The sequence below is a fragment of the Arthrobacter sp. Hor0625 genome, from assembly GCF_052567525.1.
The window spans coordinates 88,574-113,685 of the sequence record NZ_CP199586.1 but is presented as its reverse complement, the minus strand read 5'-3'; the positions used below and the strand labels follow the sequence as shown (position 1 = coordinate 113,685).

General features: G+C 67.9%; 24 protein-coding genes and 1 pseudogene. 19 read left to right on the top strand and 6 right to left on the bottom strand.

What is annotated here, in order from left to right:
• Positions 1-68 precede the first annotated feature (68 nt).
• The 5 genes from ACTWLI_RS00565 (at position 69) to ACTWLI_RS00545 (ending at position 5,230) form a co-directional block, all read left to right on the top strand.
• Positions 69-518: a YlxR family protein gene (locus ACTWLI_RS00565; RefSeq protein ID WP_445154800.1), complete on the top strand. Its 450-nt coding sequence runs from the start codon at positions 69-71 to the stop codon at positions 516-518.
• 152 nt (positions 519-670) lie between these two features.
• Entirely contained in the window at positions 671-3,508 is a 2,838-nt protein-coding gene (infB, locus tag ACTWLI_RS00560; RefSeq protein WP_445154799.1) for a translation initiation factor IF-2, read from the top strand.
• Positions 3,509-3,745: 237 nt separating this feature from the next.
• On the top strand, positions 3,746-4,270 hold the full coding sequence (gene rbfA / locus ACTWLI_RS00555; RefSeq protein WP_445154798.1) for a 30S ribosome-binding factor RbfA: 525 nt from the start codon (positions 3,746-3,748) through the stop codon (positions 4,268-4,270).
• Positions 4,271-4,436: 166 nt separating this feature from the next.
• Positions 4,437-4,886: a thioredoxin gene (gene trxA, locus ACTWLI_RS00550; protein WP_445154797.1), complete on the top strand. Its 450-nt coding sequence runs from the start codon at positions 4,437-4,439 to the stop codon at positions 4,884-4,886.
• Positions 4,883-5,230 carry a CU044_2847 family protein gene (locus tag ACTWLI_RS00545; RefSeq protein WP_445154796.1) on the top strand — a complete coding sequence of 116 codons (348 nt, stop codon included), beginning with the start codon at positions 4,883-4,885 and terminating at the stop codon, positions 5,228-5,230. The genes trxA and ACTWLI_RS00545 overlap by 4 nt, the downstream gene beginning before the upstream one ends.
• 34 nt (positions 5,231-5,264) lie before the next feature.
• On the opposite strand, the gene ACTWLI_RS00540 is transcribed toward ACTWLI_RS00545, so the two are convergent.
• Together ACTWLI_RS00540 and ACTWLI_RS00535 are read right to left on the bottom strand one after the other, a co-directional pair.
• Positions 5,265-5,456, bottom strand: coding sequence for a hypothetical protein (locus ACTWLI_RS00540; RefSeq protein ID WP_056740564.1), 192 nt, complete (start codon positions 5,454-5,456; stop codon positions 5,265-5,267).
• Positions 5,457-5,563: 107 nt separating this feature from the next.
• Entirely contained in the window at positions 5,564-6,727 is a 1,164-nt protein-coding gene (locus tag ACTWLI_RS00535; protein WP_445154795.1) for a pyridoxal phosphate-dependent aminotransferase, read from the bottom strand.
• A 79-nt stretch (positions 6,728-6,806) separates the two neighbouring features.
• Here ACTWLI_RS00535 and truB point away from each other — a divergent pair, with 79 nt between their 5' ends.
• The 4 genes from truB to ACTWLI_RS00515 all read left to right on the top strand — a co-directional run bounded on the left by truB (position 6,807) and on the right by ACTWLI_RS00515 (position 9,299).
• On the top strand, positions 6,807-7,751 hold the full coding sequence (gene truB / locus ACTWLI_RS00530) for a tRNA pseudouridine(55) synthase TruB (RefSeq protein WP_445154794.1): 945 nt from the start codon (positions 6,807-6,809) through the stop codon (positions 7,749-7,751).
• Positions 7,752-7,753: 2 nt separating this feature from the next.
• A complete protein-coding gene (locus ACTWLI_RS00525) occupies positions 7,754-8,107 on the top strand; it encodes a hypothetical protein (protein WP_445154793.1) in 354 nt (117 codons plus the stop codon).
• Positions 8,108-8,129: 22 nt separating this feature from the next.
• On the top strand, positions 8,130-8,600 hold the full coding sequence (locus ACTWLI_RS00520) for a hypothetical protein (protein WP_445154792.1): 471 nt from the start codon (positions 8,130-8,132) through the stop codon (positions 8,598-8,600).
• Positions 8,601-8,849: 249 nt separating this feature from the next.
• Positions 8,850-9,299, top strand: coding sequence for a MarR family winged helix-turn-helix transcriptional regulator (locus ACTWLI_RS00515; RefSeq protein ID WP_445154791.1), 450 nt, complete (start codon positions 8,850-8,852; stop codon positions 9,297-9,299).
• Between the two features lie 196 nt (positions 9,300-9,495).
• Here ACTWLI_RS00515 and ACTWLI_RS00510 read toward each other — a convergent pair whose 3' ends face one another.
• On the bottom strand, positions 9,496-10,020 hold the full coding sequence (locus ACTWLI_RS00510; protein WP_445154790.1) for an NUDIX domain-containing protein: 525 nt from the start codon (positions 10,018-10,020) through the stop codon (positions 9,496-9,498).
• A 293-nt stretch (positions 10,021-10,313) separates the two neighbouring features.
• Between ACTWLI_RS00510 and ACTWLI_RS00505 the strand changes: the two are divergent.
• Together ACTWLI_RS00505 and ACTWLI_RS00500 are read left to right on the top strand one after the other, a co-directional pair.
• Positions 10,314-11,716, top strand: a pseudogene (locus tag ACTWLI_RS00505) (DUF222 domain-containing protein); the annotation flags it as partial.
• Between the two features lie 120 nt (positions 11,717-11,836).
• Positions 11,837-12,592, top strand: a complete 756-nt coding sequence (locus tag ACTWLI_RS00500) for a methyltransferase domain-containing protein (RefSeq protein WP_445154789.1) — start codon at positions 11,837-11,839, stop codon at positions 12,590-12,592.
• A 526-nt stretch (positions 12,593-13,118) separates the two neighbouring features.
• On the opposite strand, the gene ACTWLI_RS00495 is transcribed toward ACTWLI_RS00500, so the two are convergent.
• The gene (locus ACTWLI_RS00495; RefSeq protein ID WP_445154788.1) at positions 13,119-13,544 is read right to left on the bottom strand and encodes a GNAT family N-acetyltransferase; all 426 of its coding nucleotides are present in this window, start codon (positions 13,542-13,544) and stop codon (positions 13,119-13,121) included.
• A 14-nt stretch (positions 13,545-13,558) separates the two neighbouring features.
• Between ACTWLI_RS00495 and ACTWLI_RS00490 the strand changes: the two genes are divergently transcribed.
• Positions 13,559-14,140 carry an adenylate kinase gene (locus ACTWLI_RS00490; RefSeq protein WP_445154787.1) on the top strand — a complete coding sequence of 194 codons (582 nt, stop codon included), beginning with the start codon at positions 13,559-13,561 and terminating at the stop codon, positions 14,138-14,140.
• Positions 14,141-14,215: 75 nt separating this feature from the next.
• On the opposite strand, the gene ACTWLI_RS00485 is transcribed toward ACTWLI_RS00490, so the two are convergent.
• On the bottom strand, positions 14,216-15,019 hold the full coding sequence (locus ACTWLI_RS00485) for a DUF937 domain-containing protein (protein ID WP_445154786.1): 804 nt from the start codon (positions 15,017-15,019) through the stop codon (positions 14,216-14,218).
• 237 nt (positions 15,020-15,256) lie between these two features.
• Between ACTWLI_RS00485 and ACTWLI_RS00480 the strand changes: the two genes are divergently transcribed.
• The 6 genes from ACTWLI_RS00480 to ACTWLI_RS00455 all read left to right on the top strand — a co-directional run bounded on the left by ACTWLI_RS00480 (position 15,257) and on the right by ACTWLI_RS00455 (position 22,898).
• Positions 15,257-16,303, top strand: a complete 1,047-nt coding sequence (locus ACTWLI_RS00480) for a bifunctional riboflavin kinase/FAD synthetase (protein ID WP_445154785.1) — start codon at positions 15,257-15,259, stop codon at positions 16,301-16,303.
• A 42-nt stretch (positions 16,304-16,345) separates the two neighbouring features.
• Positions 16,346-17,200 (top strand): tryptophan 2,3-dioxygenase, encoded by an 855-nt coding sequence (gene kynA, locus ACTWLI_RS00475; protein ID WP_445154784.1) that lies wholly within the window; start codon positions 16,346-16,348, stop codon positions 17,198-17,200.
• On the top strand, positions 17,197-18,477 hold the full coding sequence (locus ACTWLI_RS00470) for a kynureninase (RefSeq protein ID WP_445154783.1): 1,281 nt from the start codon (positions 17,197-17,199) through the stop codon (positions 18,475-18,477). The genes kynA and ACTWLI_RS00470 overlap by 4 nt, the downstream gene beginning before the upstream one ends.
• A 196-nt stretch (positions 18,478-18,673) precedes the next feature.
• On the top strand, positions 18,674-18,943 hold the full coding sequence (gene rpsO, locus ACTWLI_RS00465; protein WP_056740588.1) for a 30S ribosomal protein S15: 270 nt from the start codon (positions 18,674-18,676) through the stop codon (positions 18,941-18,943).
• 246 nt (positions 18,944-19,189) lie between these two features.
• Positions 19,190-21,433, top strand: coding sequence for a polyribonucleotide nucleotidyltransferase (locus ACTWLI_RS00460; RefSeq protein ID WP_445156076.1), 2,244 nt, complete (start codon positions 19,190-19,192; stop codon positions 21,431-21,433).
• A gap of 121 nt (positions 21,434-21,554) precedes the next feature.
• The gene (locus ACTWLI_RS00455; protein ID WP_445154782.1) at positions 21,555-22,898 is read left to right on the top strand and encodes a M16 family metallopeptidase; all 1,344 of its coding nucleotides are present in this window, start codon (positions 21,555-21,557) and stop codon (positions 22,896-22,898) included.
• Positions 22,899-23,041: 143 nt separating this feature from the next.
• Here ACTWLI_RS00455 and ACTWLI_RS00450 read toward each other — a convergent pair whose 3' ends face one another.
• Positions 23,042-23,527, bottom strand: a complete 486-nt coding sequence (locus ACTWLI_RS00450) for a DUF1579 domain-containing protein (protein WP_445154781.1) — start codon at positions 23,525-23,527, stop codon at positions 23,042-23,044.
• A 380-nt stretch (positions 23,528-23,907) separates the two neighbouring features.
• Between ACTWLI_RS00450 and ACTWLI_RS00445 the strand changes: the two genes are divergently transcribed.
• Positions 23,908-25,104 (top strand): substrate-binding domain-containing protein, encoded by a 1,197-nt coding sequence (locus ACTWLI_RS00445; RefSeq protein ID WP_445154780.1) that lies wholly within the window; start codon positions 23,908-23,910, stop codon positions 25,102-25,104.
• Positions 25,105-25,112 lie beyond the last annotated feature (8 nt).

The following is a 25,112-nucleotide window of genomic DNA, read 5'->3' as shown; positions in this document are numbered from 1 at the left end:
CGCGGGCGGGGCTTGGCCGGCGCCTGCCCCCGGCGTCGTTTCGGGGGAGAGGGGCCGGAGGGGCTAGAATGGATACAACCGCGCCTAACGGCCGGTGTCCGTTTGCTTCAGCTGTTCCGGTTCCGTGCCGGCCGCGGGAGCCGCGGCAGGTGCAGATCGGCAGGAAGTTACTCGTAGTGGCAGCAGTGCAACACCTCGGGAGCCAGCCGGAACGTACCTGCATCGGATGCCGGAAAAAGGGACCGCGGTCCCAGTTGCTCCGGCTCGTCGCCGGCGCCGGCGGATCATCCGCCGTCGTGGTCGATGAACGACGCCGGATGGCTGGCCGGGGAGCATGGCTGCACCCCAGCGAAAAGTGCCTGGCACTGGCGGTCAAACGTCGAGCGTTCGGACGCGCCCTCAACGGCGCCGCCGAAACCGCAGACGTTGAACGCCGGATTCTGGCAGGCACACCAGCGGCGGACACCCCGGTGACCGCCGCAACAACCGTCCAACCTGAAAGCGGGTCAGAAAACTGATGGAAACCCGATGAGTTCCCAGCGATGAGTGCGCAACGATGACAATTTTGTTGCGCTCTGCAATGGGCCTTTCAGCTGCACTCGCGGCGGAGGCCCGCAGTAAGAAGTAGACGGTTCGTGCCTGGCTCGGTGCGGACCGAGACAGGAGAAATGTGGCCAAGGTCCGCGTACATGAGCTTGCTAAAGAGCTCGGTATTACTTCCAAAGATGCAGTAACCAAACTGCAGGAACTGGGCGAATTCGTTCGCTCTGCCTCTTCCACCATTGAGGCCCCGGTGGTGCGGAAACTCCGCAACGCCTTCCCGGATGCGCCTGCCGCTCCGAAGTCCGAAGCGCCCGCCTCGGCCCCCAAGGCCGCCCCGGCAGCAACCCGTCCTTCGCCCGCGCCGGCTCCGGCCGCGCCGAAGGCCGCCGAAACCAAGGCTGAAGCACCGGCCCCTGCTGCTCCCGCAGCGGCTCCGGCACCCGCCGAGACCGCAGCCCCCGTGGCTCCGTCCGCCGGCGCCAAGCCCGGTGCCCGTCCGGCACCCAAGGCCGAAACCCCGGCAGCCCCCGCACGCCAGGCCGGCTCCGCGCCGCGCCCCGGCGGTCCGCGTCCGGGCAACAACCCGTTCGCCACGTCCCAGGGCATGCCCCGCGGCCGCGGCGGCGACTCCGAACGTACCGCCCGTCCGGGTAACAACCCGTTCGCACCGTCCCAGGGCATGCCCCGTCCGGGCGGCAGCCGCACCGAGGGCGACCGTCCCGGCGGCCCGCGTCCCGCAGCAGGTGCCGGCGGTCCCCGTCCGGGCGCACCGCGTCCGGCCGGCGCAGCCGGTCCCCGTCCGGGTGCTCCGCGTCCGGCGGGCGCTCCCGGTGCCCGCCCCGGCGCCGGTGGAAACCGTCCGACTCCGGGCATGATGCCCAACCGCACCGAACGTCCCGCACCCGCCGGTGCAGGCCGTCCGGGTGGCGGCCGTGGCCCGGGCCGCCCGGGCGCTCCCGGCACCGGTGGTCCCGGCGGCGGAGCTCCCGCCGGCGGTGGCTTCGGCAAGGGTGGCCGCGGTCGCGGTGGAACCCAGGGTGCCTTCGGTAAGGGCGGCGCAGGCCGCGGCAAGCAGCGCAAGTCGAAGCGTGCCAAGCGCCAGGAACTGGAGCAGATGAGCGCACCGTCGCTGGGTGGCGTGAGCGTACCCCGCGGCGACGGCAACACTGTGATCCGGCTCCGCCGCGGTTCGTCCATCACGGACTTCGCCGACAAGATCGAGGCAAACCCCGCCGCACTGGTGACCGTCCTGTTCCACCTCGGCGAAATGGCCACGGCCACCCAGTCGCTGGATGAGGAAACCTTTGCCCTGCTGGGCGAGGAGCTTGGCTACAAGCTCCAGGTTGTCTCGCCGGAAGACGAGGAGCGCGAGCTGCTCTCCGGCTTCGACATCGACTTCGAAGCCGAGCTGGAAGCCGAAGGCGATGAGGAACTTGAGGCTCGTCCTCCGGTAGTCACCGTCATGGGCCACGTTGACCACGGTAAGACCCGGCTGCTCGATGCCATCCGCAAGTCCGACGTCATGGCGGGCGAGCACGGCGGCATCACGCAGCACATCGGTGCCTACCAGGTCACGCACAACCACGAGGGCACCGATCGCAAGATCACCTTCATCGATACCCCGGGCCACGAGGCGTTCACCGCCATGCGTGCCCGTGGCGCGAAGGTCACCGACATCGCCATCCTGGTGGTCGCAGCGGACGACGGCGTCATGCCGCAGACCGTTGAGGCGCTCAACCACGCCCAGGCGGCCGGTGTGCCGATCGTCGTGGCCGTGAACAAGATCGACAAGGAAGGCGCCAACCCGGACAAGGTCCGCGGCCAGCTGACCGAGTACGGCCTGGTTCCGGAAGAGTACGGTGGCGACACCATGTTCGTGGAGGTCTCTGCCCGCCAGAACCTCAACATCGATGAGCTGCTCGAAGCGGTCCTGCTCACCGCGGATGCCGCCCTCGACATGCGCGCCAACCCGAACAAGGACGCCCGCGGTATCGCGATCGAAGCCAACCTGGACAAGGGCCGCGGCGCGGTCGCCACCGTCTTGGTCCAGTCCGGTACCCTGCACGTCGGCGACACCATCGTGGCAGGCACGGCCCACGGCCGCGTCCGTGCGATGTTCGACGACGACGGCAGCGCCCTGACCGAGGCCGGCCCGTCCCGCCCCGTCCAGGTGCTGGGTCTGTCCAACGTCCCGCGCGCCGGTGACACCTTCTTCGTGACCGCTGACGAGCGCACCGCCCGCCAGATCGCCGAGAAGCGTGAAGCCGCCGACCGCAACGCCGCCCTGGCCAAGCGCCGCAAGCGCATCAGCCTGGAAGACTTCGACCAGGCCGTCGCCGAAGGCAAGATCGACACCCTCAACCTCATCCTCAAGGGTGACGTGTCCGGTGCCGTCGAAGCCCTCGAAGACGCGCTGCTCAAGATCGACGTCGGCGAAGGTGTCCAGCTCCGCGTCATCCACCGCGGTGTCGGTGCGATCACGCAGAACGACGTCAACCTGGCAACGGTCGACTCCGCCGTCATCATCGGCTTCAACGTCAAGCCCGCCGAGCGGGTTGCCGAACTGGCAGACCGCGAAGGCGTGGACATGCGCTTCTACTCCGTCATCTACGCAGCCATCGATGACATCGAGGCAGCCCTCAAGGGCATGCTCAAGCCGGAGTACGAAGAGGTCCAGCTGGGCACGGCCGAGGTCCGCGAGGTGTTCCGTTCTTCCAAGTTCGGCAACATTGCAGGCTCGATCGTCCGCTCCGGCATCATCCGGCGCAACGCGAAGGCCCGCATCAGCCGCGACGGCAAGATCATCGGCGACAACCTCACCGTTGAGACGCTCAAGCGCTTCAAGGACGACGCCACCGAGGTCCGCACGGACTTCGAGTGTGGTATCGGTCTGGGCTCGTACAACGACATCACCGAAGGTGACATCATCGAGACCTTCGAGATGCGCGAGAAGCCGCGCGTCTAAGGTTTTGCTTCGCGGGTGGGGCCGTCGGAATTTTCCGGCGGCCCCGCCCCTACGCTGGGCGGCAATGGATCTGCGATCCATTGCCGCCCAGCTTCGGCAGGCCCGATGCCACTCCCGGGCCGCCGGAAAGATTCCAACGGGGTCCGTGTTTGACTCACCGTAGTGCGTGGCAGAAAACTGAAACGAGCGACACCGCGTAGTCGGCGTCGCTGTACATCCAAATTTTTAGGAGTGGAAATGGCTGATCCCGCACGGGCTGCTAAGTTGGCGCAGCGGATCAAGGTTGTGGTTGCTGAGGCTTTGGGCCGGAGGGTGAAGGATCCCCGGCTGGAAGGCGTGACCGTGACGGACGCGCGTGTGACCAATGACCTGCAGCATGCCACGGTGTACTACACCGTCTTCGGCGACGAGGTGGCCCAGGCCGATGCGGCCAAGGGGCTGGAGAAGGCCAAGGGCGTGCTCCGCCAGGAGGTCGGCCGGAACATCACCGTCCGGCTGACGCCGACGCTGGAATTCGTCGCCGACCAGATCCCCGTGGTGGCCTCCAACCTTGAGGAGCTGCTGCGCGAGGCCAAGAAGCGCGACGCCGAGGTGGCGGCCCTCGCGGCCAGCGCCAAGCACGCCGGCGACGCCGATCCCTACAAGAGCGATATCCCCGACGATGTTGAACTCGATGAGGACGACTTCGACGAGGATGACTTCGACGAGGAAAACAAGGACCTGCGTCCGGACTACGACGTCGACGAAGACCGCAACAAGTAGCCCGCCACACCCTTCGCAATGGCCGGACCCGCAACGGGTCCGGCCATTGGCGTGCCGGGGCCCGGGCCCGGCCCCGGCGCGGGGACTTTGGACCCTAGGCCCGTCCGCGTCGCGGAGCGTCCCATGGAGTCATGACTGCGGGCAAACACAACGACGGCGGCCGGCCGTGACCGCCGCCCTGGTCAAGTGCCCGCACTGCGGCGCCACCAACCGCACACCGGCCGCGGCCACCGGGCACCCGCGGTGCGGCAAATGCCGCCGTGACCTGCCCTGGATCGTCGAGGCCGGCGACGCCGACTTCGCCGCCGTTGCAGAACAATCCCCGGTGCCCGCCCTGGTCGATTTCTGGGCGGCGTGGTGCGGGCCCTGCCGGATGGTCAGTCCCGTGCTGGACAAGCTGGCGCAGGAACGGGCCGGGCGGGTCAAGCTCGTCAAGGTCGACGTGGACCGGTCCCCGCAGCTGTCCCGGCGGTTCGACGTCCAGGCCATCCCCACCATGCTCGTGATCGCGGACGGCCGGGTCGTGGCCCGCCAGGCCGGGGCGCCGCCGGCGTCGGCGCTGCGCAGCTGGCTCGACGGTGCGCTGGCCGCGCCGCGCGAAGGGAGCCCGCAATGACCGAGATCCTGCGCTACGAGGTCGGCTCGGGCACCGTGCTGGTCGAAGTCGACGAGGGCAGCTTCGGCGTCGAACGGCCCGCCCGCAATGAACTCGGTGTCCTCGACGCGGGCCGGCGGCTGGAGGACGCGCTGGCGGCCGTGCGCCCGGCTGCGAAGGCAGCCGCCGAGGTGATGCGGGAACTGGCCCCCGAACACCTGGAGCTGCAGTTTGGGGTGAAGCTGGCCGGGGAGGCCGGAGCGATCATCGCCCGGAACTGCGCCGAAGGGCACTTCATCGTCCGGATGTCCTTCACCGCGGCCCCGCAGCTGCCGCAGCCGCCGGAGGAGGAAATCAGGCTCTGAACCCCGTCGGCGCGGCCCGGTCAGTCCGGCCGGGTCAGCGCCGCCGGCCCAGCATTCCGAGCAACGGGGACCCCATGCCGAGCAGGAAGCCAAAGTCGTACCAGTTCCCGGCCCGGGCCATGTTGTAGAAGGGGAATTCCTTCCATGCGCCGAACACGTGCGCGATCAGCACGATCCACGCCGTGATTCCGTTCCAGATGCCCCACAGCAGGTCCTGCCACCACACAGGGTTCTCCTTCCCTACGCGGCCGGCTACCCGCTTCGGGCCCGCTATGGGCCGACACCGCCGCCGCCTCCGGTCAGGCTACTGCCCGGCAGATGCCGGCGGTAGGGCTATGCGCCCGGGGTGCGGGCCGGGAGCCGGCCCAGTCCTTCGACGAGCTCGGCCTGGCTGCCGCAGAGGGCAATCCGGATCCATCCTTCGCCGATCGAACCGAAGGCCGTGCCCGGTGCGAACGATACTCCGGCGTCGGCGAGGAACCGGCGCACCCAGGCCCGGACGTCGCCGTCGCTGGCGTGGGAGACGTCCGCCCACAGGTAGAACGCCCCCTGCGCGGTCAGGAAGGGAATGCCCTTGGCCTCCAGCACGGCGCATGCGGCGTCGCGGTTGGCGCGGTAATGGGCGCGGGCATGGCCAACGTAATCCTGCGGGCCGGTCAGGGCCGCGAGCGCGGCGTACTGCGAGGGGGACGCAACGCAGGACACGATCGCTTCCATGACGTTGTTCATCTGCTGCTCGAGCCCGGGAGGGCAGATCAGCGCTCCGATCCGCAGCCCGGTCAACCCGTAGGTCTTGGACAGGGTCAGCGAGGTGAAGACGCGCGCCTCACCGGGGACGTCGCTGTCGAAACGGGCCGGACTGACATGCGGGACGTCGTAGGTGAACGCCTCGTAGCACTCGTCCGAGATGATCCACAGGTCATGCCGCCGGGCCAGCTCCACCAGTCCGCGGGTCAGTTCCTCGCCCAGCACGGCCCCCAGCGGATTGGACGGGGAGTTAAGCACCAGGACCTTGGTCTTCGGCGTGATGAGCTCCTCGATGTCCTCGATCCGGGGCTGGAAGTCGTGCTCCGGGTAGAGCGGATACCGGACCTGGACGGCGTGCAGCAGGCTGGAGGTCATCGCGAACGTCGGGTAGCCCGGGTTGGGAATGAGGATCTCGTCGCCGGGGGAGAGCAGCAGCGTCATGGCGAAGTGCAGCCCCTGCTGGGCGCCGTCGACGACGTACACCCGGTCCGCGCCCACCGGCGTCGCGTTGTGCTCCCGGAAGCGCGCCGCAAAAGCCTCGCGCAGCGCCGGAATGCCGGCATTGGGGGTGTAGTTGGTTTCGTCCCGGTCGAGGCAGGCCATCCCGGCGTCAAGGATGTGGCGGGGGAGGGAAAAGCCCGGCTCGCCGATGCTCAGCACGATGGCGCCCGGAGTGTGCCAGGCGGCCTCGGTGATCTCGCGGATCTGGTTGATGGGGACGTCGCGGACGTGGGCGGCAAGCTCGGGCATGTCTGCCATCCTAGCCGCCGTCGTTCCTGTGCCCGGGGGAGCGCCGGGTGGCCTGCGCGGCGCGCATATACTGGGAGGCGTGCTTTCTGGACTGGTGATAGTGGACAAGCCGCAAGGCTGGACCAGCCACGATGTGGTTGGGCGGATGCGGCGGATCGCCGGTACCCGGAAGGTGGGGCATGCCGGAACGCTGGACCCCATGGCAACCGGCGTGCTGGTCCTGGGTATCAATAAGGCGACCCGGCTGCTGACCTACATCGTGGGGACCTCCAAGACCTACACCGCCACGATCCGCCTCGGCGAGTCGACCGTCACGGACGACGCCGAGGGCGAAGTCACCGCCACCCGCAGCGCCGCGGCGGTCACCGAGGACAGCGTCCGCGCCGGTATCGCCGCGCTCACCGGGGAAATCCAGCAGGTGCCCAGCAGCGTCAGCGCCATCAAAGTCAACGGGGAACGTGCCTACGCCCGGGTCCGCTCGGGCGAAGACGTCAAACTGGCAGCCCGGCCGGTGACCATCCACCGCTTCGACCTCCATGACCTCCGCCGCAGCAACGACGGCGCGGCCCTGGACCTGGACGTGACGGTCGAGTGCTCCTCCGGCACCTACATCCGGGCACTGGCCCGCGACCTGGGCGAGGCCCTGGGCGTCGGCGGCCACCTCACCGCCCTGCGCCGGACGCAGGTGGGCCCGTACACCCTGGACCAGGCGCGCACCCTCGAGGAACTCGCCGAGGAACTCCAGATCCTCGAAATGTCGCAGGCGGCCCGCGCCCTGATGCCCAACCGCGAACTCACCGCCGAGGAAACGACGGAGCTGTCCTTCGGCCGCCGGATCTCCGCCGGCCCCGGGGCCGGCACACCCGACGCCGCGACGCCGGAAAAGCCCGCGGCAGCCTTCGCGCCCGACGGTTCCCTCGTGGCGCTGCTGGCCGATGCCGGCAGCTACGCCAAGCCCGTTCTGGTCTTCGCGCCCGACAACGAAAAACCTGCCGCCCCCGCGGCCGGGAAATCGGCGGGCTGATAGTGGACGCGTATTTCTACATCATCCTGGTCGTCGGGCTGGTCTCCACTTTTCTGTGCGTGGGCGCCGGGATCCTGAAAAAGGCCCCGAATGACGCGACCATCCTGTCCGTCGCCGCCGTCGAACTGTCCCTCCTGGTGTACCTGGTCGGGTCGATCATCCGGGTCGCCTCGGGGGAGCGGATGGCGGGGGAGCCCTGGGAGTTCTGGGGCTACCTGGTCACCGCGCTGATGCTGCCGCTGGGTGCGGTGTACTGGGCCATCCTGGAACGCACCCGCTGGAGCAACTTCGTGCTGGCCGCCGTCGGCGTCACCGCGCTGGTGATGGCCGCCCGCATGAACCAGATCTGGTACTGACGTGGAAGAGGCAAAGAAGGACATGACCGCTGCACCGCAGGAAACCGGCGGCGCCGGCGCGAACTCCGGCAGCTCCCCGGAGGCCCCGGCGAAGGACACCCGCAACACCGGGCCCGGGCGGCTGCTGATCGCCGTCTATGCCGTGTTCGCGCTCTCGGCAACCGCCCGGGCCGGCTACCAGATCCTCACCAAGTTCTCCGAGGCGCCGCTGGCCTACCTGCTGTCCGCGTTCGCCGCCGTGGTGTACATCGTGGCGACCGTTTCGCTGGCGAAATCCGGGCGGACCTGGTTCAAGGTCTCGGTTACCGCCGTGCTCGTCGAGTTGGTCGGCGTACTCGTCGTGGGGGCGTTGAGCCTCTTCGACGCCGTCAACTTCCCGCACGAAACGGTCTGGTCCCTCTTCGGCCGCGGATACGGCTTCATCCCGCTGCTGCTGCCGATCCTCGGCTTGATCTGGCTCTACCGCCGCCGGCCTGCGCCCCGCAGCGCCTGAGCATTCCCCGACCCAGCGGCCGGGCAAACACTGGCCTCCCGGGCGGACCCGCATCATAATAGTAAGCAGACTTGCCAAACGCATAGTAAGCCTGCTTATTATAGTTTCCGGATGCGGTCAAGACATGGCCGTACTCCCGACGTTGATCCGACGGAGCGAGGGAGGCATCATGAGCACAGTGAACGCCGTTCCCCGAGCAACATGGGAACCGAATAGGTTGGGCAAGCGGGGCCGTTCCGGGTGCCGCGAATGAACCAGCGGCCGGAGACCCAAAAGAGCGCCGACACCCGGAAATGGCGCACCGACCAGTTGCTGTCGATGGCCGCCCGTGTAGTCGAGAGGCGCAAGGATCAGGCACTGGCCGCCCTGGGCCTCACCCACGCGGCCGTCATCGCTCTTGAGGGACTCGCCGACGGCCCCATGAACCAAGAGCAGCTAGCCCGCCGGATTGGCGTCCAGAGCCAATCCCTGGGCAAGGTCCTGGGGCGCCTGGAAGAATCCGGTCTTGTCACGCGCACCAAGGACGTCAATGACCGGCGTCAGTTCGTCGTCTCCCTGACGGAGTCCGGGACAGCGGCCCTTGCCACCGCGCATGAGATCGAACGCGATGCGCTGCCGGAGGATCTGGAAGGCTGGACCTCCCTGCACCACGACCTTGCCCGGATCCTGGCGGCCTTCCAGGTGCCCGGCCGATCCTAAAACTGGGGTGCTGATCCCGTACGGGGCGCGGCAAGAAGTGATTGACGACGGCGGACGCCGCGGCTTGGGTCGCAGCGTCCGCCGTCGTCGTTGGTTCCTATGAAGCCCACGGTGGCTGGTGTCTCGCAGTCCGCGGCCGGTGCTTCCTAGTTGCCGACCCCGCTCCGGCGCCTCGACCTCAGGCGCTGCCGGCGCCTTAGTCCGCAGGAGTTTCCCGGAGCCTGCGCTGCAAGGCGGGCCACGCGGCGGCAAAACCCGGGTGCAACTGCTTCAGAACTATCTCATCGAGGCCGACCCACTGGAGCTCGAGACTCTCGGGATCGCTGATGACGGGCTCGAACGGCTCGATCGCCTGCGCTGCCACGGTGGTATAGGTCCAATAGCCAACGTCGAAGACCGAGGTAAACAGGACCCGCACCGACTCCGGCGGCACAGCGGCTTCTTCCTTGGCTTCCCGGAGCGCGCCGGCGATGGCATCCTCGCCCTCGTGCAGGGCTCCGCCCGGCAGGCCCCAGGTGCCGCCATGGTCGCTCCAGGTTGCGCGATGCTGCAGGAGGACGCCCTTGGCGGGATCGTGCACGAGCAGACCCGCGGAGCCGAACCGGCCCCAGAACCGGCCCCGCTCGCCCTCCACCCAGGCATCGCCCGGATCGCGGGGCCCGAGCGGGCGGCGGGGTTCGACGGGTGATCCTGACGGCTGCCTGTCCTCTGCGCTCTCCATTCCGTCAGTCTGCCATGGCCGTCGGCGATGCCTTGATTCCCTTGGCTTCACCCGCCAGGGGGCCCTAAAAATGTCGGTGGTCGCTGGTGGAATGGGGTTATGGGAATCGGTGCAGCTCTCATCACCACCCGGCCGGCGGGCCGGGTGGTGAGGGGCGCGGCGCTGGCCTTCCCGGAAACCCCTGGGGATCAACCGGCGGGGAGGCATCCGGTCCGGATTCAGCCGGCGGTGCCGCATTCGGTGGCGATACAGCCGGCGGTGCCGTGCCCGTTGGTGCTGTGCCTGGGCAGGAGTTGGACGCCGTGCTGGCGTTGTTGCGGGGCGCGTGCGCGACGGCGGTGGCGGACACAGGATTGTTGGATTTCCCGGCGGCCGCGGATTACGCCGGCCGGGTCGAGGAGATCTCCCGCGCCGTCGAGTACCTGCAGGTAGTCGCCGCGGGTGCGGTGAACCGGGCGCGGCTCGCGGCCCCGGACGCGCTCCCGGCCGTCGACGGGTACCGCAAAACCGGGGACTTCCTCCGCGACCGGCTGCAGATCAGCGCCGGCGAAGCCCGCCGCCGCCTCACCCTCGCAGGGGCCACCCTGCCCCGCGCCGGCATGACCGGCCAAACCCTGCCCCCGGTCCACGAAGAACTCGCCGAAGCCCTCGCCGCCGGCGCTGTCCCGTCCTGCTCCGCGACCCTGATCACCCTGGCCCTGGACCGGGTCCGGCCCCTGGCCGACCAGGGCACCCGGAACCGGATGGAACACGCCCTGACCGCCACCGCCGTCGAACACGACCCGGACTTCCTGGCCCGGGTCACCCGGCGCTGGGTCGACGCGATCGACCAGAACGGGTCCGAACCCTCCGAAGAAGCCCTTCGCCACCTGCAGGTGCCTTCATCCGTGCACCCGGCCACGGCCTGCACCACCTGGAAATCTTCGCCACCACCGACCAATACGAACACCTTCTCACCGTCATGAACACCGCCACCAACCCCCGCACCAGTGCAGGCGCCAACAGTGACGGCGCCGCGGATCATGGCGGCGGGGAGGGACAGGAGTGGCCGCCCGCGGACCCACTGGACCGGCGCACCCGCGCCCAGAAACTCCTCGACGGCCTCGTCGGTGGCTGCAAAGCCGCCCTCGCCGCCGGCGGGCTGCCCGCCACCGGCGGACACCGCCCCCAAATCCTCGCCACCATCGACTACCGCGACCTCCTCCAACGCCTCCACCACGCCACCGGCACCCAAGGCACGGACGACCACCCCGGCACCGGGCCGCTCGGGTTCACCGGCACCGGAACCCTGGCCTTCACCGGACCCGTCACCGCCGCGACCATCCGCAAAATCGCCTGCGACGCCGACATCATCCCCGTCCTGCTCGGCACCGAAGGCCGCATCCTCGACATCGGCCGCACCAGCAGGATCTTCCCGCCCCACATCCGCAAAGCCATCACCGCCCGCGACCAAGGCTGCACCTTCCCCGGCTGCACCATCCCCGCGGCCTGGTGCGAAGCCCACCACATCACCTACTGGTCCCGCGGCGGCAGCACCACCACCGACAACGGAACCCTCCTCTGCTCCCACCACCACCACGTGATCCACAAAGAACAATGGACCATCCACGTCCGGGCCGGCGTCCCCTGGTACATCCCGCCACCCCACCTCGACCCCGGCCAAAAACCCCGCCAAAACCACTACTTCAGATCGTGAACCACCTGTGCTTGGCAGGTCGGCAGAGACCGGAACCGTGTGCCTGGCCCGCCCGAGCTCGGGCCCGGCGGACCGCCTCGATCGCTAGGGGAACCGCGGAGTGGATGCAATAGTGGCGGGATGATCAACCAGCAACAGCTCTGGGACGAAGAAGCGGCGGAGAAGTACGACACCCCCGGAGAGGGAATGTTCTCGCCCGAGGTACTTGGACCCACGCTCGAAGTCCTGTCGAAACTCGCGGGCGACGGGCCGGCCGTCGAGTTTGCCATCGGCACGGGCCGGGTCGCCATTCCCCTCTCAAAAGCCGGGGTGCATGTCAGCGGCATCGAGCTCTCTCATGCGATGATCTCCCGCTTGCGGGAGAAGGACGGCGCGGAGGCGATCCACGTCGTACAGGGTGACATGACTGAGGCGGTTGCGGGCGACAACTTCTCGCTCGCTTTCCTCGTGTTCAACACCATCGCGAACCTCCTGACTCAGGAGGACCAGGTTCGCTGCTTTCAGAATGCTGCCCGTCATCTGGCCCCTGGCGGACGGTTCGTCATCGAGCTCTGGGTGCCGCAACTGCGTTCGTTGCCGCCTGGCCACCAAGGAACCGTTGAAGTGAGCCGGCCGGGGTACCTGCTAGTCGACACTTATGACGTGCTCAATCAGCACGTCATCTCCCATCACGTCGGGTTTGGTCCAGAACTCTCTGATGGAAGGGTGGCGCGAATCGGGCGGACGCCACACCGCTATATCTGGCCCAGCGAGCTCGACCTCATGGCGCAACTGGCCGGCTTTGAGCTGGAATCCAGATGGGCAGATTGGGATGGTAGCGACTTCACCGGAGAATCCCGCAGCCACGTTTCGGTTTACCGGCTGCCTGCATCTTGAAGCGCGTCTCAGGGGATTTTGAAGGGGATTGAAGGGGACGGGAGTGCCCGCCGGGAACGGCGCCGTGCCTTGACCCGGCGTCATCGTGACCCATTCGCCGTTCTGCTTGGTCAGGAAAAGTAGTTGCCGGGCACTTGCGTCGAGCGGGTCACCGTCCGGATAGGCGTCCCCGCAGGTTACCGGCATTGACGCCACCCGGACCGGGTCCGCCCCGATTCCTCCCTTGAGTACCTGCTCAACTTCTACCGTGTGGACGTTCGCCTGGTATCCATAGATCCGGACCTCGCCGTCCCGCTTCAGCGGATTGCCGACCAAGACCGCGCCGGCGTGATCGAAGCGCTGCTGCATCGTCTCGAAGTGCACCCAATCGACGCAGACGTCTGTGCGGCTGACCGGGATAAGCCAGCAACCGCAAAGCAGCACAAGCGTCAGCGCTCCGTTCACGGCCGCGCCTGCTACTCTCCGCATGCTCAGACATTAGTTGCCAGGGGGAACAAGGTCCATGGAGGCCGGGCCCACCGGCGCTTCAGCGAAACAGGGCGAAAACGCGCAGCGGCTCCGGGCTGAAATCGGCACCCTCGGTGAATCCGAGAGTTTCGTAAAAGGCGCGCTGGCCGGGCTCGTTGTCGCTTAGGAGAACCGTCTGACGTACATGCCCGTACCGTTTCAGGACGGCGTCCAACAACGCGCGCCCCACTCCGGCACCCTGGAACGCCGGATCCACAAGGATGTCCTGCAGGTAGCAGATGGTCGCGTCGTCCGAGACCGCGCGGGCCAGGCCCACGAGGGTCCCGCTGGCATTGCGCGCGGCAACCACGAACGATGAGTTCTGGATGGCCCGCACCAGCACTTCCGGATCCCGGGTGTAGGCGGCCCATCCCACCGATTCGTAGAGCGCCAACGCCTCGGCGGCGGACACGTCCGGGCTGGCGGAGACGGAAAACTGAGGCATCGGACCAGTGTGGCATGCTGAACTTCGTGCAGACCCCGGATCCGACAGCCGTTCCGTCACGAGTCCTCTTCTATGGCGTTACCGGAAGCGGAAAGTCCTCCGCTGCCCGTGCCTATGCGGCACGAACGGGGCTTCCGGAGTTCTCGGCCGACGACGACATCGGCTGGCTCCCGGGGTGGCAGCAGCCCGACACCGCCATACAGCGGGAGCTCGCAGCGCGCATCGCCGGACAGGATCAATGGGTCCTCGACAGTGCCTATGGCGTGTGGCGTGACCTCGTGGTTCCGCGCGCGGAATTAATTGTGGGTCTCGACTACCCCCGCTGGCTTTCACTGTTCCGATTGCTCCGGCGCTCACTTCGCCGCGTCATCGCCCGGGAAGAGGTCTGCAACGGGAACAAGGAAACGCTCGGCCGCCTCCTCGCCGCCGACTCGATCATCGGCTGGCATTTCCGATCGTTCAGACGCAAGCGACGGGTCATGCGCGAGCTGCAAAACGCTCCCGGCACCGCAAAGGTCCTCATCTTCCGCCACCCCCGCGACCTCGAGGAATGGCTTCAGCAGCTCCCGGAAGCAGACCGGCGCCCCGCCGGGTAGCGCGCAGCCGGACCAGTTAACGGTGAACGACCTCCGGCGTCGTCAGTAACCCGCCGGAGGCCGCAGCCGCTGAGACTACTTCTTCCCGAACAATCCGCCCAGCAGCCCGCCGAGGCCGCCGTCATCCTTGCGCGGTTCCTCGTTCTGTCCCTGGCCCTGCTGGTCCTGCCCGGGCAGGTCGATGTCGATCAGCTCGCCCGGCTGCGGGACACCACCGGACGGACCGGCGTCCTGGTTCTGCGGAACCGGCTGCGGCTGCAGCTCCGGTCCCGCGTCATTCCGGGCTGCGGCCTCGTCCGGGGCCACGGCCTCATTGGCGGTGCGTTGTTGCCCGCCGAACATGCCTCCAAGGATGTCGCCCAGGCCGCCACCCGCAGCCCCGCCGGCGCCGCCGAGGATCCCGCCCAGGATTCCGCCCAGGTCGATGCCACCGGCTCCCGGCTGCCCGCCGGCCTGGCCCGCCTGGCCGCGTCCGCCGAGCACCTTGTTGGCCAGGTAGGACATGACGATCGGCGCCAGCAGCGGGAGCAGTCTACGGACCAGGTCCCCGCCCACTCCGCCAAGCTGAGCCGTGCCCGCCAGCTGGCTGGCCACCTGGTCCTGTCGGCCGCCGAAAACATGGTTGACGATCTTCTCGCCGTCGGCGGTGTCCACCTGCGCCACGTCCACACCGCCGTCGACCAGCCCGTCGCGGTGCTGGCCAAGCGCCGACTCCAGCGAGGCTGCGCCCTCCGGACCCTGGGCGTTGTTGTGCAGGCCGGCGAGCAGGGTGGGGACCGCCGCCTCCACCGCGGCCTGGGCGGTCTGCCGGTCGGTGCCGAGCATGCCGGCGATCTGGTCGACGGGGATTTGCCCGAGGATGTCTTGAAGCTCAGTCATGGCGTTCTCCTTCTGCCCCGGGACAGGCCCGCGGCGACGGGTGGCGGCGGCGGCAGCATTGCCGCCGTCGAACTGCTGCCCTTGCATCGTAGCCCGGCGCCCAAGGGGCAGAAAGGCATTCACCGGGGCCTCGCGCAGCGTCCGGCGCCGGGGGCGTTTGCGGGTAATCTAGGAGAGTTCCGGAGCCGCCCCGACGCTGCCGGAAAAGCTCACGGCAGGAAACAAAAGGCGAGGTTGATGGTCCACATCTGGAACGATCCGTCCGAAGTCCCGGCGGACTTTGGCCCTTCCGTGGTCACGTTCGGGAACTTCGACGGTGTGCATCGCGGCCACCAGCAGGTGCTCTCGCAGCTCATCCGCACCGCCCGCCTGAACCACGCCCGTGCCGTCGCCATCACCTTTGACCCGCACCCGGCGCAGGTCCACCGGCCCGAGTCCGCGCCCGAACTGATCATGGGCCTCGAGGACAAGCTCGTGGCCCTGGGCGAACTGGGCCTGGACGCCGTCCTGGTCATGAAGTACTCGCTCGAACTGGCCAGCCTGACGCCGGAGGAGTTCGTCTCCTCGGTGCTCGTCGGCGCCCTCAAAGCCAGCCACGTCGTGATCGGCCACGACGCCCGCTTCGGCCGCGGCAACTCCGGGGACCTGGACACCATGAAGGAACTGGGGGAGAAGCTCGGCTTCGAGGTCCAGGTCATCAGTGAATTCGGCTCGGAGGGTTACCCGCTGCACCACGGCGTCGAAGGTGCGCACGACGGCGGTGCGCACGACGGCGGTGCCCACGACGGCGGTGCGCACGACGGCGGGGAGGACCGGCGCTGCTCCTCGACCTGGGTCCGCGAAGCCCTGCGCGAGGGCGATGTCGCCACCGCAGCGGCGGTCCTGGGGCGGCCGCACCGCATGCGCGGCGAGGTGGTCCACGGCGCGGCCCGCGGCCGCGACCTCGGTTTTCCCACCGCCAACCTCTCCCCGGACGCCACCGGCTTCATCCCGGCGGACGGCATCTACGCCGGCTGGCTCGTTGACCAGTCGGGAACGCGCTGGCCGGCGGCAATCTCCGTCGGGTCCAACCCCACGTTCGACGGCGTCAGCCGCCAGGTCGAAGCCCACGTGATCGACCGGCCCGAAGAAGCCGTCGAAGACTTCGATCTCTACGGCCAGACAGTCGTGGTGGAATTTGTGGCCCGCCTGCGCGGCATGGTCGCGTACCGTGGCCCGGAGGCCCTGGTGGAACAGATGCGCCTGGATGTTGTGCAGGCCCACGACATTCTGGCCGGCAGCTGACTCCGCCCGCACGACCCCAGACCACGCCGAGGAAGGCAAGACGTGACACTCGAGAAAAACACCCGGGAACTGGACAAGGACATCGTCCGGGACTTCAGCTCCCGGATGAGCTACGCCTCGTACCTGCAGCTGCCCACGCTGCTCAGCGCCCAGCAGCCGGTGAGCGAGCCGGAGCACCATGACGAACTGCTGTTCATCATCCAGCACCAGACCACGGAGCTGTGGCTGAAGCTGGTCCTGCACGAACTGCGCAGCGCTGCCGCCTGGCTCCGCGCCGATGACCTCGGCTCCGCCTTGAAGGCGATCGCCCGGGTCAAGCACATCCAGAAGACCCTCACCGAGCAGTGGTCCGTCCTGGCCACCCTGACCCCCACCGAGTACTCGCAGTTCCGCGGCTTCCTCGGCAACTCGTCCGGGTTCCAGTCCAGCCAGTACCGGGCGGTGGAATTCCTGCTCGGCAACAAGAACCGCAAGATGCTGCCGGTGTTCGAATCCGATCCCGAGGCCCACGCCATGCTGCAGGAGCTGCTGGAAGCACCCAGCATCTACGACGACTTCCTGGCCTACCTCCAGCGCCAGGGCTTCGACGTGCCGGCCGCGGTCCTGAACCGGGACGTCAGCCAGGCCCACGAGTTCACCCCCGAGCTGGTCCCGGTGTTCAAGCACATCTACGAAAACGCCGCCGACAACTGGGGCGCCTACGAGGCCTGCGAGGAGCTCGTGGACCTCGAAGACAATTTCCAGCTCTGGCGTTTCCGCCACCTGCGCACCGTGCAACGGACCATCGGCATGAAATCCGGAACCGGTGGATCCAGCGGTGCCGCCTTCCTGCAGAAGGCCCTTGACCTGACGTTCTTCCCCGAGCTCTTCGCGGTGCGGACGGAGATCGGCCAGTGAGCGCCGACGCCGCCGCCCCGGGAACCGCCGCGCACGGCCCCGCCGGCGACACCACAGCCCTGTGGCAGCGCGCCCTCGACCTCGACGCCGCGGATCCGCTGGCCGCGTACCGCGACCACTTCATCGGCGCCGAGTCCGAGCTGTGCTACCTGGACGGCAACTCGCTCGGCCGGCCGCTCAAGCGCACGGCCGATGACATCGGAAGCTTCATCAAGGACAGCTGGGGCGGCCGGCTCATCCGCGGCTGGGACGAGGAATGGCTCGAACTGCCGCAGAGCATCGGGGACCAGCTCGGCCGGGCCGTGCTGGGCGCCGCGCCCGGGCAGACCATCATTGCCGACTCCACCACGGTGGTGCTCTACAAGCTGATCCGTGCCGCCCTGGCCGCGGTGGGGGACCCCGCCCGCACCGAGATTGTGCTGGACACGGAAAATTTCCCCACCGACCGGTACCTCGTCGAGGGCATCGCCCGCGAGGAAGGGCTGACCCTGCGATGGATCGAGCCTGACCCGGCCGCCGGGGTGACCGTGGACCAGGTGCGCGCCGCCACCGGCCCGGCGACCGCCGTCGTGGTCCTGAGCCAGATCGCCTACCGATCCGGCTTCCTGGCGGACCTGCCCGGCATCACCGCCGCCGTGCACGACGCCGGCGCCCTGGTGGTGTGGGATCTGTGCCATTCGGCCGGCTCGGTGGAGATCGGCCTCGACGCCGCGGACGTGGACTTCGCGGCCGGCTGCACCTACAAGTACCTCAACGGGGGACCGGGGTCACCCGCCTTCGGCTACGTCAACGCCCGGCACCTCCCCGGCCTGCAGCAGCCGATCTGGGGCTGGATGGGGCGCAAAGACGCCTTCGAAATGGGCCCGGGATACCAGGCTGCCGCCGGAATCCGGGGCTTCCTCAGCGGCACCCCGGCGGTCTTCGGGATGCTCGCGATGCGCGGCACCCTGGACCTGCTCGAAGAAACCGGCATGGCCGCCGTCCGGGAGAAATCACGTGAGCTGACCGCTTTCGCCGTCGAACTCCATGACGCCTGGCTGGAGCCTGCCGGCGTGCGGCTGTCCACCCCGCGGGACCCCGAACTTCGCGGCAGCCACATCACCGTGGACCATCCGTTCTTCCGCGGCATGACCGCCACGCTCTGGGAGCAGGATGTCATCCCGGACTTCCGCGCCCCGCAGGGCATCCGGATCGGGCTCTCCCCGCTAAGCACCTCGTTCGCCGAGGTCTACCGCGGGGTCGCGGCAATCCGGGCGCTGCTGGCCCCGGAACAGTAACGGCGCCCGGCCGCGGCCGCGGATGGTTTAGACAACTTCGACGGCGTGCCAGTAAACTAGGCGTTGGTTCCGGCTGCAGTCCGTGGCGGCTGGTTCCTGCTGTGTCGGCAGACCCTCCTTCGGAAGGCGATTCGGCGCAGCACCCCCGGCAGTGAATTACTGATTCGGGCCTCACGGCACAACTCTAGGAGTTATTGTGGCACTTGACGCCGCTGTAAAGCAGTCCATCATGAAGGAATACGCAACGTCCGAGGGCGACACCGGTTCGCCGGAGGTCCAGGTTGCTGTTCTGACCCAGCGGATCAAGGATCTGACTGAGCACATGAAGGAGCACAAGCACGATTACCACACCCAGCGCGGTCTGCTGGCCATGGTTGGTCGTCGCAAGCGCATGCTCACCTACCTCAAGAACACTGACATCAACCGCTACCGTGCGCTCATCGAGCGCCTCGGCCTGCGCCGCTAGTCAGCTCTAAGGGGCGGCCCTTTCCATCGGAAGGGGCCGCCTTCTTCAAACAAAACTCAACAGGAGGATCAACCGCATCACGCATTCGCGGTCCTCGGTAGTGACCTCCGGGAACGGCTTCAAGGAACTCAAGCCCCTAGCCCGTGGGTCTCGATCGATGACCGGGTGCAGTGCAGGCCAGTAGACAGATGCTGGACTGGGTTGATGCGGCTGGACTCCGTGAACCAAGAAACGGAGGTGACTCTCTTGGAGGGTCCCGAAATCCAGTTCTCAGAAGCCGTCATTGACAATGGCCGCTTCGGCAAGCGGGTTATCCGCTTTGAAACCGGCCGTCTTGCCAAGCAGGCAGCCGGCGCAGCCATGGTCTACATCGATGAAGAGACCGCGCTGCTGTCCGCAACCACCGCCGGCAAGCACCCGCGCGAAGGTTTCGACTTCTTCCCGCTGACCGTCGACGTCGAAGAGCGCATGTACGCTGCCGGCCGCATCCCCGGCTCGTTCTTCCGCCGCGAAGGCCGTCCCTCGACCGAAGCCATCCTGGCCTGCCGCCTGATGGACCGCCCGCTGCGCCCCGCGTTCGTCAAGGGCCTGCGCAACGAGGTCCAGATCGTCGTCACCGTCCTCTCCATCAACCCGGATGAGCTGTACGACGTCGTCGCGATCAACGCGTCCTCGATGTCCACCCAGCTTTCCGGCCTGCCCTTCTCCGGCCCGATCGGCGGCGTCCGCGTTGCCCTCGTCGCCGACGAGAACGGCACTCAGTGGGTCGCCTTCCCGAAGCACTCCCAGCTGGAGAACGCCGTCTTCAACATGGTCGTTGCCGGCCGCATCGCGGGCGACGACGTCGCCATCATGATGGTTGAAGCCGAAGCCACCGACAACTCCTGGAACCTCATCAAGGAACAGGGCGCCACCGCCCCGACCGAAGAGGTCGTCTCCGAGGGACTCGAGGCTGCCAAGCCGTTCATCAAGGCTCTTTGCGAAGCACAGTCAGACCTGGCTGCCCGCGCGGCCAAGCCGACCGTCGAGTTCCCGGTCTTCCTGGACTACCAGGACGACGTCTACGCCGCTGTGGAGTCCGCCGCCGCCGAGAAGCTGGCCGCTGTCTTCCAGATCGCCGACAAGCAGGAACGCGACACCGCCTCCGACGAGCTCAAGGACGAGGTTGTCTCCTCCCTGGCCGGCCAGTTCGAAGGCCGCGAGAAGGAACTGTCCGCAGCCTTCCGCTCCGTCACCAAGCAGGTTGTGCGCCAGCGCATCCTCAAGGACCAGATCCGCATCGACGGCCGCGGCCTGACGGACATCCGCCAGCTCACCGCCGAGGTCGAGGTCCTGCCCCGCGTCCACGGTTCGGCCATCTTCGAGCGCGGCGAGACCCAGATCATGGGTGTCACCACGCTGAACATGCTCAAGATGGAACAGCAGATCGACTCGCTGTCGCCGGTAACGCGCAAGCGCTACATGCACAACTACAACTTCCCGCCGTACTCCACCGGCGAGACCGGCCGCGTCGGTTCGCCGAAGCGCCGCGAAATCGGCCACGGCGCCCTCGCAGAGCGCGCCATCATGCCGGTGCTCCCGTCCCGCGAGGAATTCCCCTACGCCATCCGCCAGGTGTCTGAAGCCCTCAGCTCCAACGGTTCGACGTCGATGGGCTCCGTCTGCGCCTCCACGCTGTCGCTGCTCAACGCCGGTGTGCCGCTGAAGGCCGCCGTTGCCGGTATCGCCATGGGCCTGGTCTCCGACCAGGTCGACGGCCAGACCCGCTACGCCGCCCTGACCGACATCCTCGGCGCCGAAGATGCCTTCGGTGACATGGACTTCAAGGTCGCCGGTACCTCCGAGTTCGTCACGGCCATCCAGCTGGACACCAAGCTCGACGGCATCCCGGCCTCCGTGCTGGCCGCCGCCCTGAAGCAGGCCCGCGAAGCCCGCCTGCACATCCTGGACGTGCTGAACTCCGCGATCGACACCCCGGACGAGCTCTCCGAGTTCGCACCGCGCGTCATCGCAGTCAAGATCCCGGTAGACAAGATCGGCGAGGTCATCGGCCCAAAGGGCAAGATGATCAACCAGATCCAGGAAGACACCGGGGCGGACATCTCGATCGAGGACGACGGCACCGTCTACATCGGCGCCACCAACGGCCCGTCCGCGGACGCCGCCCGGTCCGCGATCAACGCCATCGCCAACCCGCAGGTTCCGGAAATCGGTGAGCGCTACCTGGGCACGGTCGTCAAGACCACGACCTTCGGCGCCTTCGTTTCCCTGACCCCGGGCAAGGACGGCCTGCTGCACATCTCCGAGCTGCGCAAGATCGCCGGTGGCAAGCGCGTGGACAACGTCGAGGACGTTGTCTCCGTCGGCCAGAAGATCCAGGTGGAAATCACCAAGATCGATGACCGCGGCAAGCTCTCCCTCTCGCCCGTCGTGGCGGATGAGGCAGGGGATGCCGGCAACGCTGAGGTCTCCGAGGAGTCCGCAGGGTAGTCTTTCCTGACTCGCGCAGCGGGGCCGGTGGATTCGTCCACCGGCCCCGCTGCCGTTAAAGGCAGGTAGGATTGCAGGCAGATTTGGCGCGTTTTCCGCAACGGTTTCCTGAAAGGCCTTGATGACTGTCGTCCCCCTGCCGCTCGAGCAGAACCAGCACGCTGACACCCTTGTCCACGGAGCCGACGGCGGCTCGGAAGTGCGGCGCTCCGTGCTGCCCGGCGGTGTCCGGGTGCTGACCGAAGCGATGCCGGGGCAGCGGTCGGCCACGATCGGGTTCTGGGTCGGCGTCGGCTCGCGCGACGAGGCCCCCGGGCAGCACGGCTCCACCCACTTCCTCGAGCACCTGCTGTTCAAGGGCACCAAGCGGCGCACCGCCCTGGAAATCGCCTCGGCCTTCGATGAAGTCGGCGGCGAATCGAACGCCGCCACCGCGAAGGAGAGCACCTGCTACTTCGCCCGGGTGCTGGACACGGACCTGCCGATGGCCATCGACGTCATCGCCGACATGATCACCGGCGCCGTGCTGGATCCCCAGGAGATGGAGCAGGAACGCGACGTCATCCTGGAGGAAATCGCGATGGACAGCGACGACCCCACCGACGTCGCACACGAGCACTTCGTCTCCGCGGTCCTCGGCACGCACCCGCTGGGCCGGCCGATCGGCGGCACCCCCGATGCCATCCGCGCCGTCGCCCGCGACTCGGTCTGGGACCACTACCGCCGCTACTACCGCCCGGACGAGCTCGTCATCACCGCCGCCGGGGGACTGGACCACGACGTCGTCTGCGGACTCGTGGTGGACGCCCTGCAGACCGCCGGGTGGGAATTGGAGCACGACGCCGCCCCGGTGCAGCGCCGCTCCACGGAGCGCGCCTCGATCACCGGCACGGCGGGCCTGCACGTGGTCAAGCGCCCGGTGGAACAGGCCAACATCATCATGGGCTGCCCCTCCCTGGTTGCCACCGACGACCGCCGCTTCGTGATGAGCGTGCTCAACGCCGTCCTCGGCGGCGGCATGTCCTCCCGGCTCTTCCAGGAGGTCCGCGAGAAGCGCGGCCTGGTCTACTCGACCTACTCCTTCGCCTCCTCCTACGCCGACGCCGGCTACTTCGGCATGTACGCCGGCTGCACTCCGTCAAAGGTCCGCCAGGTCGTGGAGCTGCTCGGCGCCGAACTGGACAAGCTCGCCGAGGGCGGCATCTCCGAAGAAGAGCTGCGCAAGGCCGTCGGCCAGCTCAGCGGCGGAATTGTCCTGGCCCTCGAGGACACCGGCTCGCGGATGTCCCGGCTCGGCCGCGCAGAACTGGTGTCCGGCGAATACCAGGACATCGACGAGACCCTCCGGCAGATCAAAGCCGTCACCGTGGCAGAGGTCCAGGAGCTCGCCCGCGAACTCGCGGCCGCCCCGCGCACCGTCACCGTCGTCGGACCCTTCGAGGAAACCGAGACGTTCGGCCTCTAACGACGCTCCCTCAGCTCCGGCGGGGAAACCGTTGACCCTCCCTCAGCTCCGGCGGGGAAACCGTTGACCCTCCCTCAGCTCCGGCGGCGATGCTGCTGACCCTCCCTCAGCTCCGGCGGCGATGCTGCTGACCCTCCCGCAGCTCAGACGGCGACGGGCGCCGGCTCGGGAACACGTCGGCACACGGTGGTCATGAACGGGCTGAACTCGCGCGCTTTTCCCAGCCGCAACCCGGCAGAATGGGTCAGCTTGCCGCCCTCCACCTGCAGCGTGTGGCGGGCCGTGCCGCGGTCGCTCCGCCGGTCGATGGTCAAGGTGCCGTCGTGCCAACTGGCACGGGCCGGCGGCTCCGGGGGCAGCCCCATGCTGTTGACGTGGTACCAAAGCGTGTCCGGGTGGGCGGTGTCCGCAGTGAAAACGCCGATGCCTTCGGTTTTAACGCCGCCGGAATCCGTATGGCGATAACTCATCGTCACTGCCAGGCCGGCTGCGGCGCGGGCGAACACGACCTCGGCCACGGCGGTCCGGGCCGGGCCCCATGCGGTGGCTTCCCACTGGGTGGTGCCGCTCCACTGCCCCAGAAATGATTCAAGGGCCTCGAGTGCGCTGCCTGGCAGCGGTCGGTCCATGGTTCCTCCGCGTCGGTTTCCCTCAGTCTGGCCCCGCCACCATCATCACGCCCTGTCCGGCGGCTGTAAAGGATGCGGATCCCCACGTGATGTGAGGGAGGGTCCCGTCGTGGGGGCGTGATGTGAGGGAGGGTCCCGTCGCGGGACCTGATGTGAGGGAGGGGCCCGTGGTGGGGTGCCGCAAGTGAGGGAGGGTCTGGCGGGCGCCGGAATGTTGCCGAGTCGTAGCAATGCAGACGGCAAAGTCCATTGACACGATGTGAGCGGCGCCATAGATTTGCCGTAATCTGAATCATCTTTCAGGTTCAGTCGCACACCACCTGCCCGGAACGCCGTGATCTTCGGCCCGGATTCCGGGGGATCTCGACGAAAGGCATCCCGTGAAGGATACAAAGAAGTTCCTGATGGCCGCCGTGATGGCGACCGGGCTCGCCCTCAGTGCCTGCGCGCCCACGGCCGGTTCGGCCGCGCCTGCAGGCTCCGGCGACGGCAAGGCCGCTGAGCCGGTCAATGTCGGCATTATCTATTCGAAGACCGGGCCCCTCGCGGCCTACGGCGCCACCTACTACGAGGGCCTGCAGGCCGGCATCGACTATGCCACCGGAGGCACCGGCGAGATCAACGGCGCCAAGATCAACCTGACGTACGCGGACGACGGCGGCGACCCGGACAAGGCGGTCACCGCCGCCAAGGACATGATCGGCAAGGGCTACAAGATCATCGGCGGCACGGCCTCGTCCGGGATCGCCCTCAAGCTCGCCGAGCAGGCGCAGCAAAACAAGGTCCTCTACGTCTCGGGTCCGGCAGCCACCGATGCCATCCAGGGCATCAACAAGTACACCTTCCGCTCCGGCCGCCAGAGCCTGCAGGACGTCGCCACCGCGGGCACCTTCATCGACACCAAGGGCAAGAAGGTCGTCGTCTTCGCCCAGGACAACGCCTTCGGCCAGGGCAACGTCGCCGCCGTCAAGGCGGTGCTCGGGGCCAAGGGTGCCAACGTCGAGTCGGTCCTCGTGCCGGAAAACCAGGAACTGACCCCGTTCGCGCGTCAGCTCCTTGATGCCAAGCCGGACATGGTCTTCGTGGCCTGGGCCGGAGCGACGTCGGGCACCATGTGGCAGGCGCTGAACCAGCAGGGCATCTTCGACGCGGCGCCGGTGGTCACCGGGCTGGGCGATGCCGCCACCTTCGGCGCCTACGGTCCGGCGAGCTCCAAGATCAGCTTCCTCAACCACTACTTCCCGGGCGCCGCCGGCAATGAGGTGGAGAAGAAGATGATCGCCGCCGTCGAGAAGGCCGGCGCCAAGGCCGACCTGTTCACCCCGGACGGCTTCGTCGCCGGCCAGCTGATCGCCCAGGCGATCAAGGAAGGCGGCTCCGATCCCGACGCCATGGTCAAGGCGCTCGAGGGCTACAGCTTCGACGGCCCCAAGGGCAAGGAAACCGTCCGCGCCTCCGACCACGCCCTGATCCAGGACATGTACCAGGCCAAGCTCGTCCAGAAGGGCGGCACCTGGGCACCGGAGCTCATCAAGGCGATTCCGGGCGACACCGTCGCCCCGCCGGAAAAGAAGTAGCAGCGCCG